This is a genomic window from Actinotalea ferrariae (genome assembly GCF_019733465.1).
GTDB lineage: Bacteria > Actinomycetota > Actinomycetes > Actinomycetales > Cellulomonadaceae > Actinotalea > Actinotalea ferrariae_A.
Genome location: NZ_JACVQL010000077.1, coordinates 1 through 6599, shown reverse-complemented (window position 1 = coordinate 6599; position 6599 = coordinate 1). Strand labels below are relative to the sequence as shown.

Here is a 6599-nt window from a genome sequence, read left to right as displayed (position 1 = left end):
CGGCGCACAGCGGCCTCGGCATGGCGCGGCGCGTCCTGGTCGGGCGGCCCGCGTGGCTGCGCGAGCACGGCGTCGACACGTCGGCGCTCGACGAGCGCTTCGCCGCGGCGGAGACCGGCGGGGCGACCGCGGTCATGGCGGCGTGGAACGGCGGCGCGCGGGGTGTGCTCGTGCTGCGCGACCCGGTGAAGCCGACGTCGGCCGAGGCGATCCGCGAGCTTCGCGCGCTCGGCCTGCGGCCCGTGCTGCTCACGGGTGACAACGCGGGCGCGGCGCGCACGGTCGCCGCCGAGGTGGGGATCGACGACGTCGTCGCCGAGGTCCTGCCCGCGGACAAGGTCGCCGTCGTGCAGCGCCTGCAGGGCGAGGGCCGCGTGGTCGCGATGGTCGGGGACGGCGTGAACGACGCCGCCGCGCTCGCGCAGGCGGACCTCGGGCTCGCGATGGGCACGGGGACCGACGTCGCGATGCAGGCGGCGGACATCACGCTCGTGCGCGGCGACCTGCGGTCGGCCGGGCAGGCGGTGCGGCTCTCGCGGCGCACGCTGCGCGTGATCAAGCAGAACCTGTTCTGGGCCTTCGCCTACAACGTCGCGGCGATCCCGCTCGCGGCGCTGGGGTTCCTCAACCCGATGATCGCCGGCGCCGCGATGGCGTTCAGCTCGGTGCTCGTCGTGGCGAACTCGCTCCGCCTGCGCCGCGCGGGCTGAACCTGACGGGCGCGACGCACCGAGGCCGGGTGGTGGGGACGCACCCCACCACCCGGCCTCCGTCGTGCGCGGATCGTCCGGCACCCTCAGCGGAAGCGGCGGCCCTCGTCGCGGCGGTACGCCCACAGCGCGAACGCCGTGAAGAGGACGCCCCAGCCGAGCAGCACGGGCAGGGCCGCGGCGTACGCCTCGACGCCCGTGAGGGTCTCGACGAGCAGGTCGCGACCGGCGCGGCTGGGCAGCACCTGCGAGATCGAGTCGAGCCAGTCCGGGAAGATCTGCGGCGGCATGAAGAGCCCGCCCGCGAACGCGATGGGGAACAGGATCACCTGGACCACCGCGATCGCGGCCTTGGCGCTCGTCGAGTAGCCGATGCCCAGCCCGAGCCCGAGGAACGGCAGCGCGACGCCCACGACGACGAGCAGGGCGAGGCCGAACCGGCCCGGCGTGACGGTCGCCTCGGTGAACAGCCACCCGATGAGCACGAGGGGCACGAGCCCGAGGAACGCGAAGAACCCGCCCGTGAGCATCCGGCCGATCATGCGGGGCGCCGGCCCGGCCGGCAGGGTGCGGACGTACGGGTCGAACGGCAGGGCCCGGTCCTCGGCAGCGCCGACCCCGAACGTGAACATGCACGTGGACATGACCGCGAACATCGCGAGCTGCCCGACGGCGGCCGTGGCCGCGATTGGATTGCCCGCGACGCTCTGCTGCGGCACGACGAAGAAGAACATCGCGAGCGCGGGGAACATGAGGTTGCCGATGACGGCGACCGGGACGCGCAGGGTCTCGAGGACCTGGTACTTCGTGTGCAGCGCGGCGAGCTGGAGCGTGCTCATGCCGACACCTCCTGGGTGGTCGGGCTGGTCGGGGTGGTCGCGCCCGCGGCGGACGGGCCCGCGGTGAGCGCGAGGAACGCCTCCTCGAGCGAGGCGCCGCGCACCTCGATGCCCTGGAACGGCAGCGTGGCGACGGACCGCACGAGCGCGTCCGCGTCGGACGCGAGGATCTCGAACCGGTCGCCGTCGCGGGTGAGGTCGCTCACGCCGGGCAGCGCCCGCACCGCGGCCTCGTCGGCACCCGGGAGCGTCACGGTGACGCGGCGCAGGGACACCCGGTCGATCACGGCGGAGAGGGTGTCGTCGACGAGCACGCGGCCGCCGCCGATGACGACGACGCGCCGCGCGAGGGCCTCGATCTCCTCGAGGTAGTGGCTCGTCACCACGACCGCGGCGCCGTCGGCGTGGTAGTCGCGCAGCGCCTGCCACAGCGAGTGGCGCGCCTCGACGTCGAGGCCCGTCGTCGGCTCGTCGAGCACCACGAGCCGCGGCCGGCCGACGAGCGCGAGCGCGACCGCGAGCCGGCGCTTCTGCCCGCCCGAGAGCCCGCCGGTCTGGCGCCGGACGAGGTCGGTGAGCCCGAACCGCTCGAGCACCTCCCCCCGCGTCATCGGGTCGGGGTAGTGGCCCGCGACGAAGTCCGTCACCTCGCCCACGGTGAGCGTGGCCGGGAGCCCGGTCTCCTGGGGCGTGGTGCCGAGCGACGTGCGGTTCGCCGGGTCGCGCGGGTCGCCGCCGAAGAGCCGGACGACGCCGGAGTCCGGCCGGCGCAGCCCGGTGACGAGGCTCAGCAGCGTCGTCTTGCCCGCGCCGTTGGGTCCGAGCAGGCCCACGAGCTCACCGGGGTGGACGGCGAGCGAGACGTCGTCGAGCGCCACGGTCGGGCCGAAGCGCCGGGTCACGCCGACGGCCTCGAGCACGGGCGCGTCGGACGCCGTCGACCCGGCGGGCCCGGGGACGGGCGGTACCTGGGGTGCACGGCGCGCCGGCTGTGCCGGCGGTACGGCTGGGGTGGAGATCATCGGTCCTCCGTGGTGGATGTGCCGCCGGTGGGCGGTGTGAGCAGCTCGGTGAGCCGGCCGACGTAGTCCTCGAAGGCACGCCGGCCGGCACGGGTCGCCTCGACGTGCGTCGAGGGCACGCGACCCTGGTGGCCCTTGGTGACCGTCACGTAGCCGGCCTCCTCGAGCCTGCGCAGGTGGGTCGAGAGGTTGCCTGCCGTCGTGTCGAGCAGGCTCTGCAGGCGCGGGAACGTCAGCCGGTCGCCGACGGGCAGCGCGGTCAGGGTGGTCATGATCCGCAGCCGCGCCTGGCTGTGGATGACGGGGTCGAGCTCGGCCTTCACGCCCGCCCGCCGCCCCGGCGCCGACGCACCGCGTCGACGCCCGCCGTGAGGAGCATGCCGCCGCCGCCCGCCACGGCCATGACGCCGAGCATGTGCGGCAGGCCGACGAGCGCGGCGACGGCCGTGACGACGCCGATGCCGGCGCCGAGCGTGAACTGGGTGCGGTCGCCCCACATCGCGCCGCCCGCCATGTAGAGGGCGCCGACGACGAGCGCCGGCACGACGGTCATGACGGTCGTCTGCACGTCGCCGCTCGCGCCCGCGCGCTCCAGCGCCTGCGGGAGGGCGAAGACGCCGAGGAACGTGACGAACCACGTCCAGCCGTACATCGCGCCCTGCACCGCCGACGTGCCGTGCACGCCGCGGGTGCGGACCGTCAGGTGCCAGGCCGTGACGCCGCCCGCCGCGAGGAGGAGCGCCCCGAACACCGCGAGCGCGACCCCCTCGCCGAAGGGCGCCGCCTCCTGGCTCTCGGCGACCCACAGGGCGCCGAAGCCGAGCAGCCACGCGACGCCCCAGGCGCCGAACAGGACGCGCGCCTCGACGTCGATCGCCGAGCGCACGCGCGCGCGCTGGTCGGCGACGATCTGCGCGACGAGCTCCGGGTCGAGCGGCGCGTCGTCGTCCGGCCCGTCGTCGTGGGGCGAGCGGTCGTGCGCCGGCCCTGCGCCGTGCTCGGTCATGGTCGCCTCCGTCGGGGTGGTGGTCACCGTGCCGGCTCCTCACCAACTAGTTTGCGTTGCAAAGTGCTTTGCGAGCATGACGCACCCGGGCGCCGGCGTCAAGGGTCCGCGGGTACGTTGTGGCGGTGCCCGCCCGCCACCCCGCCGGACCCGACGACGCCTCGGCCGCGGCGGCGCACGACGACCGGGACGCATCGCCGAGCGACGCAGCACCGGTCGGCGCCGCCGAGCGCCTCGCCCGACGGCGCCTCGGCGCCGAGGTGTGGATCGTGCTCGGGCTCTCGCTCGGCCAGTCGGGCGTGTACGCGCTGCTGCGCCTGTGGGACCGCCTCACGCGCGACGTGCCGCTCGCGCAGCAGTCCACGACGCTCAACCCCCAGCAGTCGGCCCGCCCCTACCTCGACCTGACCTACCAGCTCGTGGGCATCGGCTTCGCGCTCGTGCCCGTGGCGCTCGCGCTCTACCTCCTCTCGGCCCACGGCCGCAGCGCCGTCCGGACCATCGGGCTCGACGGCGCGCGCCCCGGCCGTGACCTCGCCGCGGGGCTCGGCCTGGCGGCCGTGATCGGCATCCCGGGCCTCGGCCTCTACCTCGCCACCCGCGCGCTCGGGCTCACGGTCGACATCAACCCGTCCGGGCTGGCCCCCTACTGGTGGGCCGTGCCGGTGCTGCTGCTCTCCGCGCTCCAGAACGCGCTGCTCGAGGAGGTCGTCGCCGTCGGCTACCTGCTCGAGCGGCTCCGGGCCCTGCGCTGGGGCGTGCCCGCGATGATCGTCGCGAGCTCGCTCCTGCGCGGCTCCTACCACCTGTACCAGGGCCCCGGGATGGCGGCGGGCAACGTGGTCATGGGCGTGCTCTTCGCGCTCTACTACGTGCGCACCCGGCGCGTCATGCCGCTCGTCGTCGCGCACACGGTGCTCGACGTCGTCTCGTTCGTCGGCTTCGCGGTGCTGCCCGACGCCTGGCTGGAGTGGCTCGGCGTGGACTGACCGGGTGACACGCTGGCCCGCACGCGCTCGCACCCGGACCGCCGCCGCCCCGTTCGGTCGCCCGGCCCGCCACCCGGGGCCACACTGGGCGCACCACCCCGGCGGCGTGCAGCGCCAGCGCCGACCGGGCGATCCGATCGGGGAGACATGGAGCCGGGCCGGCACCGCGCGCGCTCGCGCGACGCTGCAGCGCGCGCACCGGACGCCGGCGTCCCGGCCCCCGTGGGCGTCCCGTCCGACGCACCCCTGACCGGCGTCGGAGCGCGCCGCGCCCTCGCCGCCGTCGGCGCCGTCGTCTGGATGCTCGTGGCGACCCCCGGCATCGCGGCGCTGCAGGCCGAGGACCTCGTGCACGGCGTCCCGTGGGTCCTGGCCCTGCTCTGCGTCGTGGCCGTGCTGGTCGCGACGCTGCCCGTGCAGCTGCGCCTCGGCTCCGGCCGGCTGGACAACCGGCCGCTCCTCCGGCTCGTCATCGCCTTCGGGATCTTCGCGGCCGGGACGTGGACGTCGGGCTGGAGCATGCTGCTGCCGGGCGCCGCGGTGCTCGCGACCGTCGTCATCCTGCAGCGCTCGGGCAGCCGCACGTGGCCCCTCGCCGCCCTCGTCACGGTCGTGTTCACGACCGTCGGCCAGCTCGGCGTCCACGCCGGCCTCGTGCCGACCGTGGTGGAGGAGGACCGCAGCCACCTGGGCGCCGGATGGCTGTTCGCGGTCGCGATGCTGAGCATCTGGAACGTCGCCACGTCGATCGCGGAGCGCGAGCGGTCCCAGGCGGCGCTCGCGCGCGCCGACGCGCGGCTCCAGGCGCTCATGGACTCCTCGACGGACGTGCTGTCCGTGAGCGACGCCGCCGGCCGGCTGACCTACGTGAGCCCGGCGGTCCAGCGCGCGCTCGGATACACGCCCGACGCCCTGCTGGGACGCCCGCTCGTCGACCTCGTGGACGTCGAGCACCGCGCGGCGGTGACCGAGCGGCTTGACGACGTGCTCGCCCGCGGACCCGGGACGCGCGCCGGCTTCGACGTGCTCGTGGTGCTCGCGAGCGGTGAGCGGCGCTGGTTCGAGTGGACCCTGCACCTGCTCGACGACCCCCTCGTCGACGGGCTCGTGGTCGAGCAGCGGGACGTGACGGACCGGCTGCTGGCCTCCGACGCGCTCGCGCACGCCGCAGCGCACGACGACCTGACCCGGCTGCCCAACCGCGGCGAGCTCATGCGCCGCCTGGAAGCGCTCCTGGCCCAGGCGACCCCGGGCGCGGGCATCGCGGTGCTGTTCATCGACCTCGACCGGTTCAAGGCCGTCAACGACACCTACGGCCACGCGATGGGCGACCGGCTCCTCGTCGTGGTCTCCCAGCGCCTCGCCGCGGGGCTGCGCTCGCACGACCACCTCGCCCGCCTCGGCGGGGACGAGTTCTGCGCCGTGCTCACCGAGGTCACCGGCCCCGACCAGGTCGCGGTCGTCACGGAGCGGCTCGCGACCGCCGTCGGCCAGCCCGTGCACCTCGACCGGACGCTCGTCGACGTCGAGGCGAGCATCGGCGCAGCCCTCGCGTTCGACCCCGGCGTCCACCCGGCGGCGCTCTTCGCCGCCGCGGACGCGGCGATGTACCGGGTCAAGAACGCGCGGCGCGACGGCGACCTGCGACCCCCCGCGCCGGCGACGCTCGTGCCCGCCGGCGGGCCGGTCAGCGCACCGGGGCCGGGAGGCGGTGCACCGGGAACCGGGGCAGCGACGCGGACGCCGCCGTCACCGCCTCCAGGTGACGGTCCAGGACGATCTGCACGACGCGGCGATGAGCGCCCAGCGGGTCCGTGACGGCGTCGGCGCCCGCCTCGGCGAGGCGGTCGTGGAAGTACCCCGGCGCGAGCAGGTAGGAGGCGACCACGACCCGACCGCCCGAGCCCGCGCGCTCGAGGCGCTCGCGCGCGGCCGCGACGGCGGCCGGGACCCTCGGGTCGCACCCCGAGCCGTAGCCCACACTCACGTCGCCGCCCCGGCGCTCGGCCAGCGCCGCGACCACGCGTCCGACG

The 6599-nt window shown here is 75.7% G+C and carries 7 protein-coding genes and 1 pseudogene; 3 read left to right on the top strand and 5 right to left on the bottom strand.

The annotated features are described in order from the left end of the window. Window positions 1–710: HAD-IC family P-type ATPase (locus ICW40_RS06870; protein WP_221653088.1), on the top strand; the 710-nt coding region annotated here is incomplete at its 5' end. Between the two features lie 86 nt (window positions 711–796). Here ICW40_RS06870 and ICW40_RS06865 read toward each other — a convergent pair. From ICW40_RS06865 to ICW40_RS06850, 4 genes are read right to left on the bottom strand one after another with little or no spacing between them, the layout of a single operon-like run. Then, a complete protein-coding gene (locus ICW40_RS06865; protein ID WP_221653087.1) occupies window positions 797–1549 on the bottom strand; it encodes an ABC transporter permease in 753 nt (250 codons plus the stop codon). Next, a complete protein-coding gene (locus ICW40_RS06860) occupies window positions 1546–2571 on the bottom strand; it encodes an ABC transporter ATP-binding protein (protein WP_221653086.1) in 1026 nt (341 codons plus the stop codon). Before ICW40_RS06860 ends, ICW40_RS06865 begins: the two co-directional genes overlap by 4 nt. Beyond that, complete coding sequence (locus tag ICW40_RS06855; RefSeq protein ID WP_221653090.1) at window positions 2568–2843, bottom strand: transcriptional regulator; 276 nt, start codon at window positions 2841–2843, stop codon at window positions 2568–2570. Before ICW40_RS06855 ends, ICW40_RS06860 begins: the two co-directional genes overlap by 4 nt. A gap of 47 nt (window positions 2844–2890) precedes the next feature. Then, window positions 2891–3604, bottom strand: coding sequence for a hypothetical protein (locus tag ICW40_RS06850; protein ID WP_221653085.1), 714 nt, complete (start codon window positions 3602–3604; stop codon window positions 2891–2893). A gap of 98 nt (window positions 3605–3702) precedes the next feature. Here ICW40_RS06850 and ICW40_RS06845 point away from each other — a divergent pair, with 98 nt between their 5' ends. Next, window positions 3703–4566 carry a CPBP family intramembrane glutamic endopeptidase gene (locus tag ICW40_RS06845; protein ID WP_374199137.1) on the top strand — a complete coding sequence of 288 codons (864 nt, stop codon included), beginning with the start codon at window positions 3703–3705 and terminating at the stop codon, window positions 4564–4566. Window positions 4567–4713: 147 nt separating this feature from the next. Continuing rightward, window positions 4714–6189: pseudogene (locus ICW40_RS21455) on the top strand (diguanylate cyclase domain-containing protein); the annotation flags it as partial. Between the two features lie 64 nt (window positions 6190–6253). On the opposite strand, the gene ICW40_RS20805 reads toward ICW40_RS21455, so the two are convergent. Further along, window positions 6254–6599 (bottom strand): sirohydrochlorin chelatase (locus ICW40_RS20805; RefSeq protein ID WP_374199136.1); only part of this gene is annotated, 346 nt, incomplete at its 5' end.

Bases quoted from the DNA above. Each gene is read 5' to 3' on its own strand.
- ICW40_RS06865 (WP_221653087.1), bottom strand. From the start codon at position 1,549: ATGAGCACGCTCCAGCTCGCCGCGCTGCACACGAAGTACCAGGTCCTC.
- ICW40_RS06860 (WP_221653086.1), bottom strand. From the start codon at position 2,571: ATGATCTCCACCCCAGCCGTACCGCCGGCACAGCCGGCGCGCCGTGCA.
- ICW40_RS06855 (WP_221653090.1), bottom strand. From the start codon at position 2,843: ATGACCACCCTGACCGCGCTGCCCGTCGGCGACCGGCTGACGTTCCCG.